This window comes from Streptomyces sp. CB02058 (assembly GCF_001905505.1).
In the GTDB taxonomy this organism is placed as follows: domain Bacteria; phylum Actinomycetota; class Actinomycetes; order Streptomycetales; family Streptomycetaceae; genus Streptomyces.
Map to the genome: position 1 here is coordinate 257862 of NZ_LIPG01000005.1, position 23220 is coordinate 281081.

The 23220-nt window shown below is 72.1% G+C and carries 17 protein-coding genes; 11 read left to right on the forward strand and 6 right to left on the reverse strand.

The genetic code is table 11. The annotated features are described in order from the left end of the window. Positions 1–57: 57 nt before the first annotated feature. Positions 58–1338 carry a phospholipase D-like domain-containing protein gene (locus AMK10_RS26150; RefSeq protein WP_079180878.1) on the reverse strand — a complete coding sequence of 427 codons (1281 nt, stop codon included), beginning with the start codon at positions 1336–1338 and terminating at the stop codon, positions 58–60. Positions 1339–1735: 397 nt separating this feature from the next. On the opposite strand from AMK10_RS26150, the gene AMK10_RS26155 reads away from it, so the two are divergent. Further along, a complete protein-coding gene (locus tag AMK10_RS26155; protein WP_073750407.1) occupies positions 1736–1951 on the forward strand; it encodes a DUF6243 family protein in 216 nt (71 codons plus the stop codon). Positions 1952–2107: 156 nt separating this feature from the next. Here AMK10_RS26155 and AMK10_RS26160 read toward each other — a convergent pair whose 3' ends face one another. Continuing rightward, positions 2108–2872, reverse strand: a complete 765-nt coding sequence (locus tag AMK10_RS26160) for a polysaccharide deacetylase family protein (protein WP_073750408.1) — start codon at positions 2870–2872, stop codon at positions 2108–2110. A 240-nt stretch (positions 2873–3112) separates the two neighbouring features. Then, a complete protein-coding gene (locus tag AMK10_RS26165) occupies positions 3113–3712 on the reverse strand; it encodes a hypothetical protein (protein ID WP_073750409.1) in 600 nt (199 codons plus the stop codon). A gap of 323 nt (positions 3713–4035) precedes the next feature. Between AMK10_RS26165 and AMK10_RS26170 the strand changes: the two genes are divergently transcribed. Continuing rightward, positions 4036–4785 carry a DUF1838 family protein gene (locus AMK10_RS26170; RefSeq protein ID WP_073750410.1) on the forward strand — a complete coding sequence of 250 codons (750 nt, stop codon included), beginning with the start codon at positions 4036–4038 and terminating at the stop codon, positions 4783–4785. Between the two features lie 58 nt (positions 4786–4843). Here the strand turns inward: AMK10_RS26170 and AMK10_RS26175 are convergent, their stop codons facing one another. The 3 genes from AMK10_RS26175 to AMK10_RS26185 all read right to left on the reverse strand — a co-directional run bounded on the left by AMK10_RS26175 (position 4844) and on the right by AMK10_RS26185 (position 10180). Then, the gene (locus AMK10_RS26175) at positions 4844–7150 is read right to left on the reverse strand and encodes an esterase-like activity of phytase family protein (RefSeq protein WP_073750411.1); all 2307 of its coding nucleotides are present in this window, start codon (positions 7148–7150) and stop codon (positions 4844–4846) included. A gap of 567 nt (positions 7151–7717) precedes the next feature. Further along, complete coding sequence (locus tag AMK10_RS26180) at positions 7718–8929, reverse strand: S8 family peptidase (protein ID WP_073750412.1); 1212 nt, start codon at positions 8927–8929, stop codon at positions 7718–7720. A 294-nt stretch (positions 8930–9223) separates the two neighbouring features. Continuing rightward, positions 9224–10180 carry an SMP-30/gluconolactonase/LRE family protein gene (locus AMK10_RS26185; RefSeq protein ID WP_073750413.1) on the reverse strand — a complete coding sequence of 319 codons (957 nt, stop codon included), beginning with the start codon at positions 10178–10180 and terminating at the stop codon, positions 9224–9226. 180 nt (positions 10181–10360) lie between these two features. Between AMK10_RS26185 and AMK10_RS26190 the strand changes: the two genes are divergently transcribed. From AMK10_RS26190 to AMK10_RS26230, 9 genes are all read left to right on the forward strand, one after another. Next, complete coding sequence (locus AMK10_RS26190) at positions 10361–12022, forward strand: PucR family transcriptional regulator (RefSeq protein ID WP_073750414.1); 1662 nt, start codon at positions 10361–10363, stop codon at positions 12020–12022. Positions 12023–12175: 153 nt separating this feature from the next. Next, positions 12176–13861, forward strand: coding sequence for a PucR family transcriptional regulator (locus AMK10_RS26195; protein WP_073750415.1), 1686 nt, complete (start codon positions 12176–12178; stop codon positions 13859–13861). Between the two features lie 229 nt (positions 13862–14090). Continuing rightward, positions 14091–15332, forward strand: coding sequence for a branched-chain amino acid ABC transporter substrate-binding protein (locus AMK10_RS26200; RefSeq protein WP_073750416.1), 1242 nt, complete (start codon positions 14091–14093; stop codon positions 15330–15332). Between the two features lie 186 nt (positions 15333–15518). Continuing rightward, positions 15519–16478 (forward strand): branched-chain amino acid ABC transporter permease, encoded by a 960-nt coding sequence (locus AMK10_RS26205; protein WP_073750417.1) that lies wholly within the window; start codon positions 15519–15521, stop codon positions 16476–16478. Between the two features lie 5 nt (positions 16479–16483). Next, positions 16484–18193 carry a branched-chain amino acid ABC transporter permease gene (locus AMK10_RS26210; RefSeq protein WP_073751018.1) on the forward strand — a complete coding sequence of 570 codons (1710 nt, stop codon included), beginning with the start codon at positions 16484–16486 and terminating at the stop codon, positions 18191–18193. Then, positions 18190–19080: an ABC transporter ATP-binding protein gene (locus AMK10_RS26215; protein WP_073750418.1), complete on the forward strand. Its 891-nt coding sequence runs from the start codon at positions 18190–18192 to the stop codon at positions 19078–19080. Before AMK10_RS26210 ends, AMK10_RS26215 begins: the two co-directional genes overlap by 4 nt. Then, positions 19077–19793, forward strand: coding sequence for an ABC transporter ATP-binding protein (locus tag AMK10_RS26220; protein ID WP_073750419.1), 717 nt, complete (start codon positions 19077–19079; stop codon positions 19791–19793). The genes AMK10_RS26215 and AMK10_RS26220 overlap by 4 nt, the downstream gene beginning before the upstream one ends. Positions 19794–19963: 170 nt before the next feature. Continuing rightward, positions 19964–20275, forward strand: a complete 312-nt coding sequence (locus AMK10_RS26225) for a trypco2 family protein (RefSeq protein WP_241839688.1) — start codon at positions 19964–19966, stop codon at positions 20273–20275. Then, positions 20265–23213: a trypsin-like peptidase domain-containing protein gene (locus AMK10_RS26230; protein ID WP_073750420.1), complete on the forward strand. Its 2949-nt coding sequence runs from the start codon at positions 20265–20267 to the stop codon at positions 23211–23213. Before AMK10_RS26225 ends, AMK10_RS26230 begins: the two co-directional genes overlap by 11 nt. Positions 23214–23220: the final 7 nt, after the last annotated feature.

Here is a 23220-nt window from a genome sequence, read left to right on the forward strand (position 1 = left end):
ACCCCGTGCGGAACGCGCACCGGTGTGCGTTCCGCACGGCGGCGGGTCCGGGCGCTGTCAGCTCTTGCAGGCGGTCACGTTGTCGCTGGTGCCGGGCACGGCGGCGGACCGTGTGGCCTGGAAGTTGGACTCGAACGCGTCGAAGACCGCCGGGGTGGTGATGCGGAGCATGGCCTCGTCGTTGTTGCGCAGGGCCGGGCCGCTCCAGTTGTGACTGCCGGTGAACATCACCTTCTGGACGGTGTCCGCGTACATGCCGTCGACCATCCAGTTCTTGGAGTGCACGATCCGGTTGGGCGTCTCGGCGCCGCCGTCGCCGTCGTCGTCGTGCTGGTAGCAGCGGTTCGTGATGCCGGAGACGCCGTGCAGGGCGTTCCAGGTGCCGGAGTCGCTCTCGCTGTAGACCAGATCGATCAGGCATCCCTGGCCCGCCAGCGCGCGCAGCTTGTCCGCGACGGCCTGCCGGGTGATCTTCAGCATCGCGGCGTGGACGGTGGTGCGGCGCGCGGTGCCCGCGGAGTCGGTCCAGCGACAGGTGATGTTGTCCATCGCGTTGACCACGGTGTCCGTGGTCGCGTCGCTGCCCGCGCGGGGGAAGAAGTAGTACTTGTAGTCGCCCGCGTTGCCGTACGTGTAGGACCAGGCGGTGCGGTTCTGGGCCGGGAGGCGGGTGAAGTAGTCCACGTATCCGTCGTACAGGGCGGTGTTGCCCGCCACGGTCACCGAACTGTTCCAGTAGCGCTTGTAGTTGGACGGCGTCAGGTTCGAGGTGAGCTGGACGACGACGTTCTTCTGGGCGCCGCCGCCGACGCTGCTCGCGAGCAGGAACTTGTTGTGGTTGATGCCCGTCGTCTCCGTACTGAGACACGAGCGGCCCTTGGCGCACAGGGCCACCCAGGAGGCGGCGGAGGTGCTGGTGCCGAGGCTGCTCTTCAGGAGGTCGTAGGAGGACGGGTACTCCAGGGTGCTCTCGTCGAGGACGACCTTGACGCTGACGCCCCGGGCCTTCGCGGCACCGAGGTCCGCGGCGACCGTCTCGTCCCACAGGTGGTACATCGCGAGCCGCAGGACCGAGCCGCTGTCCGCGTTCGCGATCACGGAGCGGACCTGGGTGAGGATGGCCTGCTGCTCGGCGGTGGTGCCGGCCGGCTTGTTGAACACCGGGGTGGTGGGAACGGTCGCCGCGTCGGCGGTCTGCGCGGGCGCGAGCAGCGCGGCCACGCAGGCGGCGACGGCGAGCAGCACGCCGGCCGCACGCTTGCCCGGCGCGGAGGAACGCGGGGAGGCGGACCACCGGGGCAGTGGCCACGGACGGGTTCTGGCGAGCGTCGATATCATCGTCGGCCTTCCTCTTTCGTCGAGCTTCCCGGCGGTGCTCCGTCCGGACCCGCCGGACCGTCAAACCGGCCCAGCAAAGCACGACTTCGGTAGGAGGACAGCCGGTTCAGGCACCGTGTCGCCGAGGCGTCGTGGCCGGTCGCCGTCGCGACGGGGTGAGCGCCCAGGACGGCCACCCGGCTCCGGCGAAGAGCAGTACGAGGAGCGTGACGCCACCATGACGGCGCCCTGGGTGGTGAAGGGCCTGGCGTGCGGGGTCCACGGAACCGGGTAACGTCTTTGTCATGTGATGTACGAGTGCGAGCGTGACGGACCCAGCGGACGTCCCCTCGACGTCGCCGCACCCGTCCCCCACCGTTGAGTCCGTAGATCACTTCGCATCATTCCGGGAGAACCCATGACCGTGAGCAAGAACATCAACAACCCCGTGGGCATGGGCGGCGGCCAGCGCAAGCGGCTGTCCCGTGCCGAGCGGCAGAACAACGGTCCGCACCGCAATCTCGACCGCAAGGGTGCCGCCGACCTGAAGGCGGAGCTGGTGCGCAAGATGCGCGAGAAGACGGGTGCGGCCGAGGGCGACGGGCAGACCGGCGACGAGACCTCGCAGAGCTGACGTGCCACCGCCGCAGAGCGGCACGCAAGCGGCAGGGCCCGGACCGCGACACGCGGTCCGGGCCCTGACGACTGTCCGGGGGCGCTTCGGTCGGCAGGCTGCCCGAGACCGTGATCTGCGTCCCCGGCTCCGCCCCGCCTGCTCCGTGCTCGTCGGTCAGCGTACGGGGAAGCCGAAGGAGTAGCCCTGCTCCTTGAGCCAGGGCAGCACCTCGCGCAGGGCCTCCAGGGTCTGGGAGCGTTCGCCTCCGGCGTCGTGGAAGAGGATGGTCGGCCCGTTGGAGATCTCGGTCTTGACGGTCTCGACCATGGTGGCCGCGCCGGGGTGCTCGAAGTCCTTGGTGTCGACGTTCCAGCCCAGCGGGCGCATGCCCCGGGACGCGGCGAGCTGCCTGCTGTACGGGGTGAAGGCGCCGCCGGGGGCCCGGTAGTACTGCGGCCGGACGCCGCCCGACGCCTCGGTGATCATGCGTTCGGCGTCCAGGATCTGCTGGGACTGGTACTCCTCGGACTTGGTGTCCATGGTGGTGTCGTGCGAGACCGTGTGGTCGCACAGCCGGTGCCCGTCCGCCACGACCTTCTTGACGAGGTCGGGGTAGGCCTTGGCCTGTGTGCCCACCATGCAGAAGGTGGCCTTCACCCCGTTGTCCTTGAGCAGTTGCAGCACCTGGGGTGTCCAGGCCGGGTCCGGTCCGTCGTCGATCGTGATGTTGACGCCCCGGTCACCTCGGTCCGACGCGTGCGCGATCTCCGCCGACACCTTGGCCGGGGTCTCCGGCGCCGCGGCCTGCGCCTGCGGCTGCCGTCCTCCGGCGGGGTCGGCCTGTGCGGTCCACACGGAGGTGGCCGCGGCCAGCGCCGTCACCCCGAGTCCCGCCGCGAGAAGCTTGCTGTGCCATCCCCTTCCCTTGTGCTTCGCCATGTCCGCCCGCCCCTTGCTGCCTCCGCCGATGCCGTGCCCTCATCAAGTCACACGAACACCGCTGTGAGCAGCCCCTGTTACGGATCGCGGACGAACCCGGGGGAGGCCGGCGACAAACGCGGGAGTTCCGCGACAGAGGGAGGGCGCGAGGGGCCGGGAGACGCGGGCCGGGCGGACGCGGAGGAGCCCGTCAGCATGCTGACGGGCTCCCGCGAGGGCCGAGCTCAACCTGCGATCAGGTCAGATCGTCGGTGTGTCGTCGACGATCTCCTTGTGCGGTTCGACCACGAACTTCCAGCCGTCGCTGGGCTCCAGGAAGCGCACCCGGGTCGGGTAGATGTCCAGGGCGCGGCGGTCGCGGTTCTGGTTGTTCGTGTTCTTCCGCGCCCGGGCCGGCTCCTCGTAGAGGTCGATCTTGACGTCCGGGACCTCGACGGTCTCCTCGCTCCAGCGCTGGACGATTCCCGCGCCGAAGGCATCCCGCGCGGCGGCGTAGAGCGAATCCAGGGATTCCTTGTTGCCGCCGGGAACGAAAAGGGCGAGGTTCAGGAGGACACCGGCACTCTGGAGAACCTCGATCTCTTCTCCCGCCTTGTCGGCGATCCAGATCCCGGGCTCATCGGAATTGTTCGGAAGGACATGAATTTCCTTCCCGAAGACCGTCCTCGCGACGAAGGACCCTCCTTCGAAATTCTTACCCGGCTCGGTGAGAAAAGCCGGGGCGTAGCAGTCGAGAGGGAGGCCGTCCATCTCCGCCGAGACGAAGATGGCGTCCTGGAGGCCCAATTCAGCAACGTCTTCGGCCGTGAGACGTCGAGCCGTGACCTTCTCGGTATTCACGCCATTCCCCTTTTTTCGTGGCGTCCTGTAAATTCATTAGGACTATATCATGGGGGTGTGACACCCCAGCTCCTTTACGCACCTCAACCCCCTCGAAAATACGGTGAACCTTTCGAGCGCTTTTCTGCACGAAACACCGGAACAAACCTGTCGGGGCGAGGATCGAAAAAGACCTCACGGTTCGGTATTCCCGGCAGCACCGGCAGCACCGGCAGCACCGGCAGCGGACGAGCGGTGTGCGGGACCGTTCGTCCGTTCGTGGACGCGCCCGGTCCTGGCTGTTTTCCGCCCTGCCGGGACGGGGGTCGCGCAGAGTGGTTCCCATGACGACGACACCGGCAGGGCTGCTCCGCTCCTTCGCCCGCACCCGCGCCTCCCTCGACGGGGAGGAGGTCACGTACTGGTGGTCGGGCGACGTGTACTCCTGGGCACCCGACGAGCCCTACCAGCGCCTCTTCGGCTTCGAGGGGCTCAATGTCGCCCGCCTCGTCCAGGACACCGAGGCCGGTCCGGACGCGTACCGACTGCTCACCCGCGAAGCCGCGTTCTATCTGGACCCGGTGAGCCGCGAGATCCTGGAGACCTGGCAGGACCTGCCGGTGGTGCACGTCTGGAACGATCCGGCGAACCAGAGGTGGCGTCCGTTCCCGATCCCTGTGACCGAGCTCGGTGGGCAGGTCTGCTTCAGCCTGGAGATCCCGCTGGCGTATCCGTCACCGCTGCCGGTGGCCCGGTACCCGGTGGAGTCGGCCGGGGACACGTACAAGGCCCTGGAGCTGTTCCAGTTCTTCGCCGACCGCGCGGACCTGGCCGGTTCGGCGCCCGGTGTCCCGGCCACCATGTCGTGGACCCGGATGTCCCCCTGGCTCCCGTGGATGGCCCAGGGGCAGCGGCCCGGCGGTCTCACGTTCCACTGCCGGGGCCGCAAGCTCGGCTCGTACGCCGAGGTCCCCGAGCGCACCCGCGCCTACATCGCCGACCGGCACCCGGAGTTCGCCCGGGCGCCGGAGGAGTGGAGCGAGCCGAACGAGACCAGCTGGACGTACTACCGCACGCTCCACCCGCGCCGGTAGCCGCACCGGGCTCCCATGGGCCCGGTGCGGCTGCCTCGTCGGGCGCGGGTTCCGCGGGTCAGTCGCGGCCGAGGACCCGCTTGCTGGAGCCGAGGCGCAGGAAGACCGTTTCACCGGTGGCGTCGGACACTCCGTCGTTGTCCGTCACGGCGTAGACCTGGCCGTCTCCGCCCACGGTCAGGCCCTCCAGCTTCTCCTGGGTCCAGCCGTTCGTCGCCCGCAGGTCGGGCAGCACGTCGTGGGCGAGCGTCTTGGGCAGGACGCGCAGCGGGCCCGAGGGGGCGGCGGACCCGGGGAGGGCGACGGTGTAGATCCGCTTGACCGCGGCCGACGGGCCGTTGAGCTTGTCCCGTTCGATCAGGGCGAGCCTGTCGCCGACCACCGTGATCTCGGAGAGGCCGATCCAGTCGCCCGGGGTGTCGGTGGTGCCGATCCGGTAGCCGTACCAGCTCCAGGTGCCCGCGCGGACGTCGTACCGGCCGAGCCGGACCGTTCCGGCCGGGTCGCCCTTGACCTCTCGTTGCAGCGTGGCCCAGACGACCTCGTGGCCCGTGCGGTCCGTGGTGGCGGTGACTCCCTCGAAACCCTGCTTCGTCAGGCCCGCGGCGATGTCGGCGGGGAGGGTGACGACCTGTCGGGTCACCCCGTCGCGGTCGAGCCGGACCAGCTTGTTGCCGTCGCCCGTCGCGCCCTCGACGGCGAGCCAGAACCCGCCCTGGGGCCGGGCGAAGATGCCTTCGGCGTCGTAGCCGACCGGCCGGCCGTCCGCGTCCTTGACCGTGAGGGCCCGGGTGATGACCGCCGGGGTGCGTGAGGTGTCCAGGGTCATGATGCGGGTGTCGTCGTACGCCGCGTCGGTGACCGTGTACAGCTCGTGCGGCCTGCCGGGGGCCGCGGACAGGGCCCCGAGGGCACCCCAGCCGAGGGGCGCGCCCGTGGAGCCGGGGGCGGAGACGATGCCCGGGGACGCGGCGGCGGGGCCCCGGCCCAGCTCGAACAGGCTCACCGAGGCACGTACGTTGACCGAGGCGTCGTCCTCCTCGCTGGAGACCGCGAGCAGGTTCCGCGACGGGATCGGCAGCAGGCCCTCGGGGCCGTTGGTGGTGGACAGGACCTGGCGGAAGACGGGGGCGGTCGGCCGGGTCAGGTCGTAGACGGCGACGAAGTTGCTGCGTTCCGAGCCGACGAAGGCGTAGCGCACGCCTCGGAAGGTGGCGACCACGACGCCCTCGGGCTCGGTGCCCTTCTTGCCCGCGCGGTCCTCGTTGTGCAGGCCGTGGCGTACGGCGATCCGCTCGAAGCTGTTGCCCGCGTCCCAGGCGACCTTGCCGGTCCGGCTGTCGAAGATGGACCAGCCGCGCGTGCCGCCCTTCCAGTCGCCCTCGTTGGCGGTCGCCAGATAGCGGTCGTCGACCCAGCTGACGGCGTCGGGCTCGCGTGCCACACCGGTGATCGAGCCGGTCTGGTCGATCACTCCGTCCTTGACCGTGTCGATGCCGTGCACCGTGGCCGTACCCGCGCCGAATGCCTTAATGATCCGGCCCGTCGGCAGGTCCACCAGGGCGATGCCGTTGTTCTCCTGGAGGGTCACGGCGAGCTGGTTCCGGCTGTTGACGGAGACGTACTCCGGTTCCGGGTCGGTGGGTTCCGCGATACCGGCGTCGGCCAGCACGGGGAGCGCCGTGCCGTCCGGGCGGGTCAGCGGGACGGACCGGGTGCTCCAGCCCTGGGGCTTGCTCCCCTCGATGTCGACGATGCGGACGAAGCCGGCCGGGGCCTGCGGGAGGTCGCCCTCCTCGCCTCCGGGCGGGGTCGCCTCCTCGTCGCGCTCGTTCTCGATCGCGATGGCGGCGTACCGCTTGTCCTTGGTGACGGTGATGGAGTCCGGCTGGCCGCCCAGGTCGAAGCTGGTGACCCGCTTGCGGTCGCGCAGCGAGATGACGTCGAGGCGTCCGGACGGGGTGGTGTGGCCGGCGCTGGTGTTCACCACCACCAGGACGTGGTCGCCGACCACGGCGACGGAGGTCGGCTCGTCCTCCGCGTCGCCGAGTTCGGCCAGCGACAGCGTGCCGAGCCCGCGCGGCTCTCCGGGCCGGCTGATGTCGAGGAAGCCGATCCGGCGCGCGAGCGCGTCGGTGTAGATCAGGGTCCTGCCGTCCTCGCTCGTCGCGGAGATCTCGGCGACGGTCGCGGCGGACGGGTCCTCGCCGGCCGGCCGGTTCTGGAAGACCGGGTAGGTCGCGGTGCGGTCGAAGGCGAGGGGCCGCCGCGTCTCCTGGTGGGCGCTCGCCGCGCCCGTGACCGCCAGCGTGCCGACGGCGACAGCCACGGCTGTGAGCGCGGCGTAGGTTCTCTTCGGGGGCATCGTTTCTCCGTTGCGCGACAGTGACGGAGCGAGAGCGTCCCACCTGCGGGCGAGCGTGAAGCGGCGTCCGGGTGAACAGCGCGTGTGCGGCCGGGTGGCGGTACGGCGAAGCCCCGGACCGCGTGTGCGCGGCCCGGGGCCTCCCCGTCGTTCGCGGCGGATGTCCAGGGGTGTGCCGGAGCCTGCGAGGTGCTCCGGCGGACGCCCGTCCAGGGGTGGTGCTCGGTGTGTACGGTCCTGCGGTCGGGTCTCCATGGTCGTCCTCGATGGGCGCGCCGCCCACCGTGCGGGGTGTGTGCCTCCACCCTGCGGGGTGTGTGCGTCCACCTTGCGGGGTGTGTGCGTCCACCTTGCGGCGCGGGGATGAGCACCGTCTGAAGAACACCTGTGAATGCGCTGTGGGAACCGGCGGACCGTACGTCCGAGAAGGGCCGGGAACGGCGGGAGCCGGGGCCCGTACGGGGGATCGCCCCGTACGGGCCCCGGCACACGGGTCCCCGGCCGCCGGTGGTGTCACAGGACGCACGGGTCCTGCGGGACTTGTGGGTCTTACGGGACTTACGGGACTTACGGGACGAGCTTGAGGAGCTTGTTCGGGGAGCCGGTTCCGACGCCGGTGAGGACGTTGGACGTCGCGCCGTTCACGAGTGCCGAGGCCACCGTCGCCGGGCTGGCGCCCGGGTGGCTCGTCAGGTAGACCGCCGCGGCGCCCGAGACGTGCGGGGCGGCGAACGAGGTGCCGTTGCCGGTGTAGGTCGCGCTGTCCGACGTGTTCCAGCCCGCGGTGATGGCGGAGCCCGGCGCGAAGATGTCGACGACGGGACCGTAGTTGGAGTACGTGGCCCTGGCGTCGGTCCTCGTCGTGGCGCCGACCGTGATCGCGGTGTCGACCCTGGCCGGTGAGTAGGCGGAGGCCAGGGCGCCCGAGTTGCCCGCCGCGATGGAGTAGGTCACCCCGGACGCGATGGAGCGGCGTACCGCGTTGTCCAGCGTGGTGCTGGCCCCGCCGCCGAGCGAGACGTTGGCGACGGAGTTGGCCACGTGGTTGGCGGTGATCCAGTCGACGCCGGCGATCACTCCGGCGGTGGTGCCGGAGCCGTCGTTGCCGAGGACCCGGACCGCGACGATCTTCGCCTTCTTCGCCACGCCGTAGGTGGTGCCGGCGACGGTCGTGGCGACGTGGGTGCCGTGGCCGGCGCCGTCCTGGGCGGTGGCGTCGTTGTCGACGAAGTCGTAGCCGTACGAGGCCCGGCCGCTGATCTCCTGGTGGGTGATGCGCACGCCGGTGTCGAGGACGTAGACCGTCGCGCCGTTGCCGCCCGTGTCCGGGTAGGTGTACGTGCCGCTCAGCGGGAGGTTGGTCTGGTCGATCCGGTCGAGGCCCCAGGGCGCGCTCGTCTGGGTGGCGGTCGAGTGGACCTTCTGGTCCTGCTCGACCGAGGCGACCGCCGGGTCGGCGGCGAGCCGCCTGGCCTCGGTGCTGCTCAGCGTGGCGGCGTAACCGTTCAGCGCCGACGCGTAGGTGCGCTTGATCGTGCCGCCGTGCTCGGCTATCAGCCGCTTGCCCTCGCTCGCGGACGCCTTGAAGCCGGCCGTCTGCTTGAGCGTGACGATGTAGCTTCCGGGCACCGCCCCTGCCGCCCCGGCGTGCAGGACTCTGCCTTCCGGCTGGGCCGCCTGGGCGGGTAAGGCCGCTCCTGCTCCGACTGCGAGTGCCACGGTCGTCGCGGTCGCGATCGCGGCGGCGATCCGCCGCTTGGTGTTGCGCACTGCTGCCATCGAGAGGTCCTCCTCGAAAGGTGGCGCGCCCCTGGGTCCGGCGCGCCGACGGGTGTGGCGTACGGGGGTTCGTGCGCCGCATCCGACGATGGCCGGGCGCGTTCGGGAGGGGCAAGGATTCCCGGGCAGCTGTCATGACCGCGCCACACTGTTGACTGCGCGTCATCCGGCGTAAACACAAGGCAACACAGGCTTCGCACCTCGTGCACAGGCGCGTACGGTCCCGGGCGACGCGCGGCGGCGGCCCCGGGACCGTGGAACGGCCCGGCCCGCGTCAGGGCCGGCCGGCCCGTCTCACCGTGCCGTGTCCAGCCAGGGCCTGCGTCCGGGGCCCGTCGGGTGGGTGCCCGTGACCCCCATGACGACCGAGTAGAGGCTCGTCTCCGCGGTGAGGAAGAGGCGGTTGCGCTTGGCCCCGCCCCAGGAGATGTTGGCGACCGCCTCGGGGACGACGAGCCGTCCGATCAGCGTGCCGTCCGGGTCGTAGCAGTGCACGCCGTCGTCCATGGCCGCGACCCAGAGCCTGCCGCCGTCGTCGAAGCGGAGGTTGTCGAAGCGGGCGGCCCCGCGCGCCGCCGCCTCCGCGAAGACCTCGCCGTCCGAGAGCGTGCCGTCCTCGCGTACGTCGAAGACGCGGACGACGCCGGCGCGGGTGTCGGAGACGTACAACTGCCGCTCGTCCGGCGAGAAGACCAGCCCGTTCGGCGCGCCGAAGCCGTCGGCGACCAGACGCACCTCGCCGGTGGACGGATCGACGCGGTAGACGTTGTTGGCGCCGATCTCGCTCTCCGCGCGATAGCCCTCGTAGTCGCTGGTGATGCCGAAGTCCGGGTCGGAGAACCAGACCGAGCCGTCCGACTTCACCGTCGCGTCGTTCGGGCTGTTCAGCCGCCTGCCCTCCCACCGCTCGGCCAGCACCGTCACCGTGCCGTCGTGCTCGGTCCGCGTCACCCGGCGGTTGCCCTGCTCGCAGCTGATGAGCCGCCCCTCGCGGTCCAGGGTGTTGCCGTTCGGGTGCCCGGCGGTGCGCCGGAAGACGCTCACGGCGCCGGTCTCCTCGTCCCAGCGCAGCAGCCGGTCGTTCGGGATGTCGCTCCAGACCAGCTGCCGCCAGGCGGGCACGTACACAGGCCCCTCGGCCCAGCGGCAGCCCGTGTACAGGACCTCCAGGCCGTCGTCCCCGTTCATGCACCGCCCCGCGCGGAACCGGTCGTCGAAGCTCTCGTACAGCCCGGGGTGCTCGCTGGTCATGGCCATCCATCCCTTCGGCGGGCGCCGACCGCTTTCGGCCGCCCGCCGAAGGATTGCCCGGCGGCCGGGCGGAGATCAAGAGCCCCTGGGTACGGGGGTGTACGGACCCCGGGCGGGGAAGTAGCGGAACCGTTGTAGACGCCCACCGTCGTTCCCAGGAAGTGCCCTTACCCTTCGCACATGGATCTGGCTGACAGACGCGACACGTCGGCACGCCCCCGCGCCGGGGTGGCTCTCCCGCTGCTCGTCGCGTATCTCGGGGTTCCCGTCGTCCAGGCGGGAGGGAGCGCCGACGACGACGTGGCCCAGGTGGTCATCGCCGCGCCCGGGGAGGCGCTCGGCCCTGTTCCCGGCGCGCTCGTGCTGGTCGCCGGGGCGCGGGGAGCCGCGGCGGTGGCGGCCGTGGGCGCCGCCGGTGCGGCGGGCGCGGTGGCCGTCGCGGTGCGGGTCGGGCCCGAGGGACTGACCGAGGGCGTACGGGCCGCCGCCATGGGGGCCGGGGTCTCCGTGCTCGGTGTACCCGACGGGCTGCGCTGGGACCAGGTCGAGGCCCGGGTGCGCGGGCTGCTGGACAGCGGGGCGACACAGCCGGCGGACCGGTCGGGCGACCTCTTCTCCCTGGCTCAGACGGTCGTCACGCTGACGCACGGCGTCGTCGCCGTCGAGGACAACGCCCACCGGATCGTGGCCTACGCCGGATCGGGTGAGGAGGCCGACGCCTTCCGGCGCGAGTCCATCCTCGGCCGCGCCTGCCCCGAGGCGTTCCTCGCCCTGCTCCGCGAGTGGGGCGTCTACCGGCAGGCCCGCGCCGGGGAAGAGGTGATCGAGGTGCCGGACCGCTCCGACCTCGGGGTGCGGCGGCGGCTGGTCATCGGCATCAACGCGGGCAGCAGGCCGCTGGGCACCATCTGGGTGCAGGAGGGGCGGCGCCCGCTCTCCGACCGCACGGACGAGGTGCTGCGGGGCGCCGCCCGGCTCGCCGTGCCGCAGATGGTCGACCACTACTACAGGGGCGACTCCACCGCCCGGCTCCCCGCACGGGCCGACCTCGCGCACGGCCTGCTCACCGGGCGGTTCAACTCCACCGCGCTCGCCACCCAGCTGGGGATCGCCCCCGCCGCGTCCGCCTCCGTCGTCGCCGTGGACCTGCGCGACCCGGACGACGGGGACACGGCCTGGCACGACGCCCGGCGGGCCGAGGCCGCGCAGATCGTCTCCGTGCACGCCGCCGCCTACCGGACCAACGCCGTCGTCGCCCAGGCCTGCGGGCAGATCTACGCCATCCTGCCCGGCCCCGCGGGGCACACCGACGAGGCGCCGCTGCTCCGCTGGGCCGCCGATCTGGTCGCCACGCTGCGCCGCCACCACAGGACCCCGGTCCAGGCGGCCGTCGCGGGCACCGCGCAGCGGCTCGACGGCATCCCCTCGGTCAAACTCCGCGGCTACCACGCGCTCCAGGTCATGGCCCGTACCCCCGACCGTGCCGTGGACAGCCACAGCAGACTCACCGCGTCGCTCATGGTGCGCGATCTGCTGGAGGTCCTGGAGAGCCACCGCGAGATCCGCCACCCGGGGCTGGAGGCGCTGGTCGCCCACGACGCGGAGAACGGTACGGAGCTGGCGGCCTCCCTGCTCGCGTATCTGAACGGCTTCGGCGACGTGACCCGGGTCGCGAAGTCCCTGAACGTCCACCCCAACACCCTGCGGTACCGGGTGCGCAAGGCATCCGAGCGCACGGGGCTCGACCTGGACGACCCCGAGGACCGGCTCGCGGCCATGCTCCAGCTGCGGCTGCTCGACGGCACGGGGGAGGCGGGGCCCAGCCCCTTCCCGGCGCGCTGACCCCGCGGCCTCCCGCACGCCACGACCGGCACCACCGCGCTGGACGCCTCGACAGTCCGGGCCGCCAGATGTTGTCCGGCAGGACAACCCGGCCGCCCCTTCTCCGCCGCTAGCGTGCCTGCTGACGCAGCTGCCGATCGTGGGGAGGTCGTTGTGCCCGCCGTCCAGCTGCACCACGTGGTGAGCGCGCTCGGCGGTCCGGGCGTGGACCTGCTGACGGCTCCGCGCGGTCTGGAGGCGCCGTTGCGCGACGTCGTGATCGCCGAGCCGTGCGACACCGAACTCCTGGACTGCCAGGGGGATCTGGTGCTCCTGATCGGCGCCCGGGGCCGGGCCGCGCTGCGCGCGCTCATCGCCGCCGGACGGGCCGGCGCGGTCGCGGTCGCCGTCAAGACCGGCGCCGACGACGGCGAGGAGCTGCGCAGGGCCGCCGCGGAGTGCGGGACCGCGCTGCTCGCCGTGGACCCGCGGGCCCGCTGGGAGCAGGTGGAGTCGGCGGCCCGCGCGGTCGTGGACTCCGTCGGCGGGGTGCCCGATCCGGCGGAACTCGGCACGGACGGCGACCTGTTCTCGCTCGCCCAGACCGTGGCGACCCTCACCGGCGGCATCGTGAGCATCGAGGACGCGGCCAACCGCGTCCTGGCGTACAGCCGCTCGGGCGACCAGGTCGACGAGCTGCGCCGGCTCTCGATCCTCGGGCGGGTCTGCCCCGAGGAGTTCCTCGCCGTCCTGCGCGACTGGGGGGTCTACACCCGGCTGCGGGGCGGCGAGGAGATCGTGGCCGTGCGGGAGAGACCCGAGCTGGGCATCCGCAGCCGCCGGGTCGCCGGGATCAGCGCGGGCAGCAGGCTGCTCGGGACGATCTGGGTGCAGGAGGGCCAGGGTCCCCTGGAGGAGCGCACCGACCGGGTGCTGCGCGGTGCCGCCCGGCTGGCGGCGCTCCTCCTCGTACGCGGGCACGGCAGGGCGGGACCGGGCTCCGCCTTGCGCGAGGAGCTGGTGGCGGGGCTGCTGGCCGGACGGCTGACCGCGGGTTCGCCCGCCGGGCAGCTGGGGGTGGCCGCCGACAGCGGGGCCACGGTCATGGGGCTCGACCTGCGGGAACGCGAGGACGCCACCGGGTCCGCCGGGCCCGAGCTGGAGCTGCGCAGGACCCGGGCGGCCGGGATCGTCGCCGTGCACGCCGCCGCCTACCGGCGCAGCGCCGTGGCGGCGCGGCTGGACGGCCGGGTCTACGTCCTGCTGCCGGAGACCCCGCCAGGACCCGGCGCCCAGGAGCCCGCGGCCGGCAGCGGGTCCGGGGCCGCCGGTCCGCAGGCCGGGACCGCGCCGTCCGATCCCGCGGTGCTGGCCTGGGCGGCCGATCTGGTGTCCACGCTGCGCAGTCATCTCGGGACGCCCGTGCAGGGAGCGCTCGCCCGGCCGGTGGCCCGGCTCGCGGACGCCCCGACGGCACGGCGCACCGCCGACACCGTGCTGGACGCGATGGCCGGTGCCCCGGGGCGGGCGGTGGCGACGTACGACGACGTGCGGTCCTCCGTCGCGCTCGGCGCGATCCTCGAACTGCTGGACTCCAGACCCGACGTACGCGATCCCGCGCTCGACGTGCTGATCGAGCGCGACCGCAGACAGCGCACCGAGCTGGCGTCCTCGCTGCTCCTGTACCTCGACGCCTTCGGGGACGTCTCCAAGGTCGCGGAGCGGCTGCACATCCACCCGAACACGCTGCGCCACCGCATCCGGCGCGCGGTCTCCCTCAGCGGCCTCGACCTCGACGACCCGGAGCAGCGGCTGATGGCCATGCTCCAGCTCCGTACGGCGGTCGGACCGACCTCCTGACCGGGCTGCCGGAGCCCTGAAATCCCTTGTGCCGCCCGGGATGGGGGGTTTCCGCGCGCTCAGGTCGCGGCAATGCGTCCCTCGCGTGTCGCGCATTGTCCGGTCGGACAACGTGAGGGCGCCAACGTCGTCCGCGCAGACAGCCTGGATCAAGCCACCGCCCCCATAACGTTCAGTCACCGCGCAGCCCGGACGCCCGTCGGCCGCGGACATGTCTTGGGGAGGAACCATGCGTCACGTTCGCCTGCTCAGAATCGGTGTGCCCGTCATGGCCGGGGCGCTCGCCCTGTCCGCGTGCGGCAGCCGGGACACCGGGGACGGCACCGATGCCGCCGGCGGCTCCACCACCGTCACCATCGGTTTCGACGCCCCGCTCTCGAAGGACCTGGCGGCTGTCGGCCTCGGTATGAAGAACGCCGCCGAGCTGGCCGTGAAGAAGGCCAACAAGGACAAGACCGTCCCGGGCGTCACGTTCGAGCTCCTCGCCAAGGACGACCAGGCGCTGCCGAACATCGGTCAGCAGAACGCCGCCGCGTTCGCCGCCGACGAGAGCGTGATCGGCGTCGTCGGGGCGTACAACTCCTCGGTGTCCGCGGCCATGCAGTCCACCCTGGCCGACGCGAAGCTCGTCCAGGTGTCCGGCGCCAACACCAACCCCACCCTCACCCAGGGCTCCGACTACAAGAAGACGCCGAAGCGGGAGTACGCCAGCTACTTCCGCACCATCACCACGGACGCGGTGGCGGCCCCGGTCATGGCGGAGTACTTCTTCAACGACCTCAAGATCAAGAAGATCGCCACGGTCGACGACAAGAAGACGTACGGCGCCGGCATCGTCGTCAACTTCACCGACGCCTACAAGGAGCTCGGCGGCAAGATCGCCATCCACCAGAGCATCAACCCGGACGAGAGCGACTACGCGGCCGTCGTCAACAGCGTCAAGTCCTCCGGGGCGCAGGGCGTGTTCTACGGCGGCGAGTACCCGCAGGCGGGCCCGCTGAAGAAGCAGCTCGTGGCGGCCGGCTTCGACGGCCCGATGGGTGCGGGTGACGCCGTGAAGGACGACAAGCTCGTCGAGCTCGCGGGCAAGGAGGCGGCGAACGGTACGTACACGACGTCCGACGGCGCCCCCGTGGACACGCTCGACTCGGCGAAGAGCTTCATCGCCGACTACAAGGCGGCCGGCTACTCCGAGCCGTACGGCGTCTTCGGCGCGTACACCTACGACGCGACGACCGCCCTGATCCAGGCGGTCAAGGCGGCGGCCGAGGGCAAGGAAGGGAAGATCGGCGCGGTGAAGGACCTCCGGCCCGACGTCGTCACCGCGATGCAGAAGGTCTCCTTCTCCGGCGCCACCGGCCAGGTCGCCTTCGACGAGTTCGGGGACAGCGTCAACCAGGTGATCAGCGTCAACGCGGTGCAGAACGGCGCCTGGAAGGACGGCGTCGAGGTCGTCACCGTCGAGAAGTAGCGGCGGCGCACGGCGGGCGGGCCGCCTCTTCCCCGGCGGCCCGCCCTCCCGCGCACCCGGCCGTTCCCCCGCGAGGACTCCCCCGGGCCACCCGGCTCCGGCGGCCTGTCCCGGACCCGCCCAGGACGCGGCCCCGCCGCCCCCGCACCCAGCGCCCCAGATCCACCCCGCCCCTAAGGACCCCGGGTGACCCTCACCGAACTCATACAACTCCTGGCCGACGGACTCGTCCTCGGCTCCATGTACGGGCTGATAGCCGTCGGATACACGATGGTCTACGGCATCCTCCAGCTCATCAACTTCGCCCACGGCGAGATCTTCATGCTGGGCGGCTTCGGCGCCCTCTTCGTCTACGCCTGGGTCCCCGGGCTCCAGTCGGTCTCGCTCTGGCTGGCCCTGCCCGTCCTGCTGATCGCCGGGATCATCATCGCGGTGACCGCGGCGGTGGCCGCCGAGCGCTTCGCCTACCGGCCGCTGCGCCGGGCGCCCCGGCTCGCCCCGCTGATCGCGGCGATCGGCCTGTCGCTCTTCCTCCAGCAGGTCGTCTTCAACTTCTTCACGCTGCCGGGCGAGTCCGTCGGTGTCACCGCCCCCGTGGCGTTCCCCCAGCTCCCTGGCAAGCCGCTGGAGATCGGCGGAGTGGCCATCAGCCACGCGGCCGTACTGACCGTCGTCGTCGCCGCGCTGTGCATGACGGCCCTCGCCTGGTTCGTGCGCCGCACCCGTACCGGCCGCGCCATGCAGGCGACCGCCCAGGACCCGGCGACCGCACGGCTGATGGGCATCGACACCGACCGGGTCATCGTCATCGCCTTCGCGATCGGCGCCGTGCTGGCCGCCGTCGCCTGCATCACCCAAGGGCTCCGCCTCGGGCTCATCTCGTACAACATGGGCTTCATCGCCGGTCTGAAGGGCTTCACCGCCGCCGTGCTCGGCGGGATCGGCAACATCCGCGGAGCCATGCTCGGCGGGGTGGTGCTCGGTGTCGCCGAGTCCGCCGCCTCCGGAATCCTCCCGCACATCCCGTCGCTGTCGATGTTCGGCGGGTCCGTCTGGAAGGACGTGTGGGCCTTCGTCATCCTCATCGTCGTGCTGCTGATCAGGCCACAGGGCCTGCTCGGCGAACGCGTCGCGGACAGGGCGTGACCGCGATGACGACGACTCCCGCCTCCGACGCCCGCACCCCCGCGCGTTCCATGAAATCCGTGATGCCCATGAAGCCCATGAACCCGGTGGTGGCCAAGGCCCTCACCGGCACCGGCCTCGCCCTGACCCTCGTCTCGCCGTTCCTGCCGTGGACGTGGACCGCCGCGTTCCCCGGCAACCTGACCCTGGCCGGCTATCCCGGCGGCAGCCAGTTCGTCACGCTGGCCACGGGTCTGCTGACCCTGCTCTTCGCCGTGATGCGCCAGGTCGGGGCCGTCCGGGCCGCCGCGCTCGCCGCGCTGACCAGCACCCTGATCACCGTCGGCGCCATCGCCGTCACCCTGGGCGGCGCCGTCAACGTCGAACCGGGCGGCTGGCTCGCCGCCGCGGCCGTCCTGCTGCTCACCGCCGGGGCCTACGGGCTGCCGCCGGGCGAGGACGCGCCGGTGGCCAGGAAGGCCGCCGTACGGCTGCCGCACGCCGCCGAGGTCGCCCTGATCACCGTGGTGTTCCTGGCCGCGATGTACACGCTGACGTACGGGATCACCACGGGCTCCGCCGAGGAGTTCCTGGCCTTCCTGCCCGCAGCCGGACTCGGTCTGCGCGCCCTGGTGGTCAGCGGCCTCACCGCGCGGATGAGCGAGATCAACTCCCGTCACCGGATCGCCGTCGCGGTCGCCACCCTGGCCGCCGCGCTCGTCTTCCCCTTCACCCAGAGCAACGAGCAGTACACCGCCATCGCGGACAACATCCTCGTGTTCGCCGCCGTGGCGCTGGGGCTGAACATCGTGGTCGGCATGGTCGGACTGCTCGACCTCGGTTACGTCGCCTTCCTCGGCACCGGCGCGTACACCGCCGCCCTGGTCTCCGGGTCCTCGTTCTCCACGATCGGGATCACCCTGCCGTTCTGGGCGGCGGCGCTGCTCGGCATGGCCGTCTCGCTGGTGGCGGGTGTGGTGATCGGAGCGCCGACGCTGCGTCTGCACGGCGACTACCTGGCGATCGTGACGCTCGGCTTCGGCGAGATCTTCCGCATCACCGTCAACAACCTCGACGGCACGTCCGGTCCGCTGCTGACCCGTGGCCCGAACGGCATCAACTCCATCCCGAACCTGAGCGTCCTCGGCTTCGACTTCGGGCAGAGCCACACCGTCCTCGGTGTGACGTTCGGCCGGTTCGCCAACTACTACCTGCTGCTGCTCGCGGTGATCGCCCTGGTGGTCTTCGTCTACGCGCAGGTCGGCAACTCCCGTGTCGGCCGGGCCTGGGTCGCGCTCCGTGAGGACGAGACCGCGGCGACGGCGATGGGCATCGAGGGCTTCCGCTTCAAGCTGCTGGCCTTCGGCCTCGGCGCCTCGCTGGCCGGGCTCGCCGGGGCGGTCATGGCCCATCTCCAGACCAACGCGGTACCGGACAACTACAAGTTCGCCGACACCGCCCCGCCCAACTCGGCGTTCCTGCTGGCGGCCGTCGTCCTCGGCGGCATGGGCACGATCTCGGGTCCGCTGGTCGGGGCCGCGCTGCTCTACCTGATCCCGGCGAAGTTCGAGTTCTTCAGCAAGTACCAGATGATGCTCTTCGGTCTCGCGCTCATCCTCATGATGCGCTACCGCCCGGAGGGCCTGGTGCCCGACCGCAAGCGGCAACTGGAGTTCCACGAGGAAGAAGTGGCGCAAGCCGAGGCACACGAGGCCGCTGTGGAGGCCAGGGCATGACCGAGACCACCGAACACGCCGCGGCGGAGCCCGCGGAAGCGGCCACCGCCGAAGCGATCCTGGACGCCCGGGGTGTGACCATGCGGTTCGGCGGCCTGACCGCCGTCGACGGCGTGGACCTGACCGTCCGCGCGGGCGAGATCGTGGGGCTGATCGGCCCGAACGGCGCCGGCAAGACCACCTTCTTCAACTGTCTGACCGGCCTGTACGTGCCCACCGAGGGCGAGGTGCGGTTCCGGGGCGCGACCCTGCCGCCGCGCCCCGCGAAGGTCACCCGCGCCGGAGTCGCCCGTACCTTCCAGAACATCCGGCTCTTCGCCAACATGACGGTCCGCGAGAACGTCATGGTCGGGCACCACACCCGCAGCCGGGCCGGGCTGCTCTCCGCGATCGGCCACGGCCCGCGCCACCGGCGCACCGAGCGCGAGTCGCGGGCGAAGGCCGACGAACTCCTCGCCTTCACCGGCCTGGACGGCCAGGGCGACTCACTGGCCCGCAACCTCTCCTACGGTGCCCAGCGCCGCCTGGAGATCGCCCGTGCCATGGCGTCCGACCCCGCGCTGCTCCTGCTCGACGAGCCGACGGCGGGCATGAACCCGCAGGAGACCCGCGAGGCCGAGGAACTGGTCCTGGCGATACGGGAGCGGGGCGTGGCGATCCTGGTGATCGAGCACGACATGCGCTTCATCATGAACCTCTGCCACCGGGTCGCGGTCCTCGTCCAGGGCAGCAAGATCATCGAGGGGGCCCCCGCCGTGGTCCAGGCGGACCCGCGCGTCATCGACGCCTATCTGGGCGCCCCGCCGGAACTGGAGGAGGCGCTCGACGGCGACGCCCCGTCCACCCCCGGTGCCACCACCGCGACCGCCGAGGAGGAGACGCCATGAGCGCGCTGCTGGAAGTGAACGAACTGCGCGTCGCCTACGGGAAGGTGGAGGCCGTCAAGGGCATCTCCTTCACCGTGGACGCGGGCCAGGTCGTCACCCTGATCGGCACCAACGGCGCCGGCAAGACGACGACGCTCCAGGCCCTGAGCGGTCAGCTGCTCCCGTCGGCGGGCTCGATCCGCTTCGACGGCCAGGACCTCGCGGGCGTCCCCGCCCACAAGGTGGTCTCGCTGGGCCTGGCCCACTCGCCGGAGGGGCGGCACATCTTCCCCCGGCTGACCGTCGAGGAGAACCTGCTGCTCGGCGCGTACATCCGCAAGGACGACCCGTCGATCGCCGAGGACATCGAGCGCTCGTACGAGCTCTTCCCCCGCCTGCGGGAGCGCCGCTCCCAGCCGGCGGGCACCATGTCCGGCGGTGAGCAGCAGATGCTCGCGATGGCCCGCGCGCTGATGTGCCGGCCGTCGCTGCTGATGCTGGACGAGCCGTCCATGGGGCTGTCGCCGATCATGATGCAGAAGATCATGGCGACCGTGGCCGAGCTCAAGGCGTCCGGCACGACGATCCTCCTCGTCGAGCAGAACGCCCGCGCCGCGCTGGCGCTGGCGGATCACGCGTACGTGATGGAGACCGGCCGCATCGTGCTGTCCGGCACGGGCGCCGAGCTCCTGCACGACGAGAGCGTCCGCAAGGCGTACCTCGGCGAGGACTGACCACGCCCCGTCCCCCGATTCCGCCCCCGCACGTGCACGCCTCCCCGCGTGCGTGCGGGGGCGGAGCCCTGTCGCGGGGCGGATCGGCCGACGCGACCGGGGCTCCGTGCGTGATGATGTGGGCCTGACCGGTGGGTAGTTGGCGGTACGAGCCCGTGGGGGATCTGGTTGTGAACGATGCGGTCGAGCTGGCGGACATGATCGCGCAGCTGCGCGAGGAGCTGAGCCGTGCCCTTGCGGACGGGGAGGGCTCCGGGCTGCGGTTCAAGGCGGAGCGGGTCGAGCTGGAGCTGACGGTCGGGGTGGAGCGGAGCCGGGAGCCGGGGGTGAAGGTCCGGTTCTGGGTGTTCGACGCGAGTGCGGCGGCGAAGCGGTCGTCGACGGTCACCCAGCGGCTCACGCTGACCCTTCAGCCGGTCCTCGCGGACGCGCCGGACCAGATGGCGCTGATCTCCGGAGACGAGCTGCTCGGTGAGGACTGAGACGGCGGCGGGCGGCCTCGATCCGCACCGCATCGCGGAGGTCATCGTCACCACGGCCTCAGGCGGGAGGCGCGGGTCCGGGTACCGGGTCGGCGACACGGCGGTGCTGACCGCGCTGCACGTGGTGGCCGGTGCCGCCGGGGTGAAGGTGCGCTTCGACGCGGACCGGCCGGGGCAGTGGTCGGCGGCGGCGGTCGTCGCCTGGTCGGACGGCGGGACCGATGTGGCGGTGCTGACCTTCGCGCCGCCGCCGGGCACCGGGGCCGTGGGGCCCGCGCTGTTCGGGCGGATCGGCGACGACCGGCATGCCCTCGTCCCAGTGCACGCCGCGGGATTCCCGCTGTGGAAACGGCGGCGCGGGGCCGACGGCCGGCAGTTCCGGGAGCTGCACCAGGCGGACGGGACCGTGGCGGCGCTGTCCAATCTGCGCACCGGCACCCTGGAGATCACCGTGCGGGAGGCCGCCGCAGATCCCGACCCCGAGGTGTCGCCGTGGTCGGGGATGTCGGGCGCCGCCGTGTGGGCGGGGGCCCGCATCGTCGGGGTCGTCGCCGAGCACCACCGCCGTGAGGGCGCGGGCCGGCTGACGGCGGCCCGTATCGACCACGTCCTGGGCCGGGTCGGCGCCCCGCGCGCGGCGGAGCTGGCACGGCTGCTGGCCATCGCCGATCCGGCGGCGCTGCCCTACGCGGGCCCGGCGGGCGGACCGGCCGGTTCCAGGGTCATCGGGCTGCCGGTCACCCACGGGCTGGAGCTGTTCAAGGACCGTGTCGAGGTGCGTGACCGGATCGGCCGTCACCTGGCCGATCCCGCCGTCCGCATGGTCACCGTCACCGGGCGGCGCGGCATGGGCAAGAGCTCCGTCGCGGCCAAGGTCATGGAGCTGCTGGAGCACGGCGAGTGGCCCGGCCAGCTGCGGGCGCCCCTGCCGCGCGGGCTGGTCAATCTCAGCACCCGTACGTCGGGGATCTCGCTGGAGCGCCTCTACTTCGACTGCGCCGAGGTGATCGGCGGCGAGGAGCGGACCCGGCTGCTGGAGGTCTGGGCCACGGACCGGCCCGTCCAGGACAAGATCGGCGAGCTGTTCGCGGCGATGCGCGGCGACCTGTTCGTCATCCTGATGGACAACCTCGACGACCGGCTCACGGACGACGGCCGGCTCGACGACGAGGACGAGCTCGCGGTCTTCCTGGACTGCCTGTTCCGGGCCCGCTCCACCCCCCGGCTGCTGGCCACCTCGCAGATACCCCTGCGGCTCGCGCCCGAGCTGCGCCGCTTCGCGGCCGAGGTCGATCTCGCGGACGGCCTTCCGCCGGTCGAGTCCGTCGCGCTCCTGCGCGAGCTCGACCAGGACGGCAGCATCGGGGTGGGGCAGCTGTCCGACGAGGAGCTGTTGCAGGCCGCGGTCCATGTGCACGGCGTCCCGCGCGCGCTGGAGCTGCTGGTGGGCGTCATGGCGGACGACATGCTGACCCTGCCCACGCTCCAGGAGGTGCTGGAGGACTTCGCTCTGCGCGGCGATGTGGTCGCGGGGCTCGCCCAGGACCGCTACCAGCGGCTCGGCCCCGAGGGCCGCACCGTGCTGAACGTCCTCGCGGTGCTGCGTACGCCGGTGACCCGGGAGGCCGTCGAGTGGATCGTGGCGGGCCTCGAACCGGGCCTGGCCGTCGGCCCCGTGCTCGCGGGGCTGCTGCGGACGCGCATGCTCTCGGTCGACCGGGCCAGCCGGACCCTCGCGCTGCACCCGATGGACGCGGACCTCGCGTACGGGGCGATGGCGCGGGAAGGCTCCCTGGGCCGGAGGGCCGTGGAGCGGCGGGCCGCCGGCTGGTACGCGAGCATCGCGCCGCCCCGGGAGGACTGGCGGACCCTGGACGACATCCGCCCCCACCGGCGCGCCTTCGACCACCTGGTGCGCGCCGGGGACATGAACGAGGCCGCGCTGCTGCTCGGTTCGATCAGCGAGTGGCTGGTCTGGCACGGGTCGGTGCTGGCCGCGATCTCTCTGCACATGACCTTGGAGGGACATGTGACCGACGACCGGGCGCGGCTCGCCCATCTCATCGGCCTCGGACACGCCCGGCTCAGCGGTGGCCCGATGGCCGACGCGGTCGGGCTGTTCACCGAGGCGGCCGGACTGGCCGAGCGGCTGGACGACCGTCCCTCGTGGCAGAACGCCCTGTTCGGCCTGGGCGACACCCACCGTCAGCTGGGCAGCCTCGACGCGGCGGTGGAACCGCTGGCCCGCGCCGGTGAACTGGCGCACGAGCTGGGTGATTCCGAGGCCGAGGTCCACGCCTTCCTGAGCCTCAGCCTGACGCACAGCTACCTCGGCGAGGGGACCGCGGCGCTGGCCGGTGCCGACCGGCTGTACACGCATGCCCGCGCTTCGCGCGACACGCTCACCGAGGCGCGCTCATGGAACGCCCGGTCCATCGCCCTTCTGGTGCTGCGCCGTTGGGAGGACGCGGTGACGGCGGGCGGCGAGGCGGTGCGCGCGTACCGGGAGGCCGACAGTCTGGAGGCGGTCGCCTACGCACTCAACGCCCAGGGGATCGCCCTGATCGCGACCGGGCGGACGGCCGAGGCACTGACCGCGTTGGGCGGCGCGCTCGACGAGGCCTCGAAGATGGAGAACCCTCGGGCGGAGGGCGTCTGCCTCTACAACACCGCCTGGGCCCACTGGACCGAGGCCCGGTACGCAGAGGCGGCCGAGGCGGCCGAGCGTTCGGCCGCCTCGCTCCAGCTCGCCGGGGCGGTGGAGGCCGCCGCCGCGCAGGCGCTCGCCGAGGCGGCCGGGGCACTGGCCCTGACCCCGCCCGGCCCGGCGGCGGCGGCCGACGCGCTGGTCCGGGCCGCCCAGGGCACCGGACGCAACGTCGAGATGGTCCGGCCCGCCTGGCTCGTCGAGGAGGCGGAGCGCCTGCGCGGAGCGTGAGCCGGTC

What these genes read in the sequence shown, in the direction of transcription:
- AMK10_RS26160 (WP_073750408.1), bottom strand. Translation starts at nt 2,872, where the DNA reads ATGGCGAAGCACAAGGGAAGGGGATGGCACAGCAAGCTTCTCGCGGCG.
- AMK10_RS26180 (WP_073750412.1), bottom strand. Translation starts at nt 8,929, where the DNA reads ATGGCAGCAGTGCGCAACACCAAGCGGCGGATCGCCGCCGCGATCGCG.
- AMK10_RS26185 (WP_073750413.1), bottom strand. Translation starts at nt 10,180, where the DNA reads ATGACCAGCGAGCACCCCGGGCTGTACGAGAGCTTCGACGACCGGTTC.
- AMK10_RS26150 (WP_079180878.1), bottom strand. Translation starts at nt 1,338, where the DNA reads ATGATATCGACGCTCGCCAGAACCCGTCCGTGGCCACTGCCCCGGTGG.
- AMK10_RS26220 (WP_073750419.1), top strand. Translation starts at nt 19,077, where the DNA reads ATGAGCGCGCTGCTGGAAGTGAACGAACTGCGCGTCGCCTACGGGAAG.
- AMK10_RS26200 (WP_073750416.1), top strand. Translation starts at nt 14,091, where the DNA reads ATGCGTCACGTTCGCCTGCTCAGAATCGGTGTGCCCGTCATGGCCGGG.
- AMK10_RS26210 (WP_073751018.1), top strand. Translation starts at nt 16,484, where the DNA reads ATGACGACGACTCCCGCCTCCGACGCCCGCACCCCCGCGCGTTCCATG.
- AMK10_RS26215 (WP_073750418.1), top strand. Translation starts at nt 18,190, where the DNA reads ATGACCGAGACCACCGAACACGCCGCGGCGGAGCCCGCGGAAGCGGCC.
- AMK10_RS26155 (WP_073750407.1), top strand. Translation starts at nt 1,736, where the DNA reads ATGACCGTGAGCAAGAACATCAACAACCCCGTGGGCATGGGCGGCGGC.
- AMK10_RS26175 (WP_073750411.1), bottom strand. Translation starts at nt 7,150, where the DNA reads ATGCCCCCGAAGAGAACCTACGCCGCGCTCACAGCCGTGGCTGTCGCC.
- AMK10_RS26170 (WP_073750410.1), top strand. Translation starts at nt 4,036, where the DNA reads ATGACGACGACACCGGCAGGGCTGCTCCGCTCCTTCGCCCGCACCCGC.
- AMK10_RS26190 (WP_073750414.1), top strand. Translation starts at nt 10,361, where the DNA reads ATGGATCTGGCTGACAGACGCGACACGTCGGCACGCCCCCGCGCCGGG.